Here is a 930-nt window from a genome sequence, read left to right on the forward strand (position 1 = left end):
CTTTGTGGGTACCGTGCACCCGCTCGTCGGCCACCTCGGCAAGCCACTTTTGGAGCAACTGGTTGAGATGCGCCAGGCTTTCAAACGCCCGGTGGCGCTGAAAGAAGTTCTCTTTGACGTAGCGCACCATCCGCTCGTCTTTCCCTTTGGTCTGCGGCCGGTGCGGTCGGCAGGCCTTGGGGCGAAACCCATAGTGTGCGGCAAGCGCTAAAAAGCCCGGATTGAACCGCACGCCTCCATCGAGCCCGTGGGCAAGCACCGCTGCTTTCTGGTTGTCCACCCAGACTTCACCCGGCACGCCGCCAAAGTGTTCGAAAGCGCGAATCAGCCCCTCGTAGGTGTGTTCGGCATCCTCACACGGGGCCGCCCAGACATGAAAGCGCCGCGAATAGCCCAAGGTATTGACCGCGAAATGAACCCGCAGCAATCGCCCACCCACCTCGGTCTCGATCTGCCCCCAGTCGCTTTGCAATTGCCGCCCCGGCGCGGTCTCAAAGCGCACCGTGCCCCTGGGCTTTCTCAACGCTCGCTTGGGTCGAATGTAGTCACGCAGAATACTGATCCCGCCGCGGTAGCCCATCGCCTGGATCTCGGCAAAGATCACCGTGGCGTTCCAGACCCCTTCGGCAAGCAGCCGATCCACTTGCGCCTTGTAAGGGTCGAGTTTGCTGGACCGAATCCCGCTTCGCCGTCGCGGCGGCGGCCCACCGCGCAGCAGCGCCCGACGCACGGTTCGCTGCGAGCATCCCACTTCTTCGGCAATCTCACGGAGATAACACCCCTTTTCTCGCATTTCGCGTATCATGAGCCAGTCCTCTCGGTTGAGCATGGCGCTTTCCTTGCTTCTTGACACAACACAAGGATGCACCAGCTTTGTCGGGAGGACATCTCAAACCGGTGTTTTGCGGACATTTACCATCGGTGCTGACA

The 930-nt window shown here is 60.9% G+C and carries 1 protein-coding gene; it reads right to left on the bottom strand.

Annotation, left to right across the window (positions count from 1 at the left end; genetic code table 11):
- The coding region (gene istA, locus KUL93_RS11270; protein WP_217127129.1) for an IS21 family transposase at nucleotides 1-829 on the bottom strand (829 nt) is incomplete at its 3' end.
- Nucleotides 830-930: the final 101 nt, after the last annotated feature.

Origin of the sequence: Hydrogenophilus thiooxidans, assembly GCF_019049855.1 — a bacterium.
GTDB lineage: Bacteria > Pseudomonadota > Gammaproteobacteria > Burkholderiales > Rhodocyclaceae > Hydrogenophilus > Hydrogenophilus thiooxidans.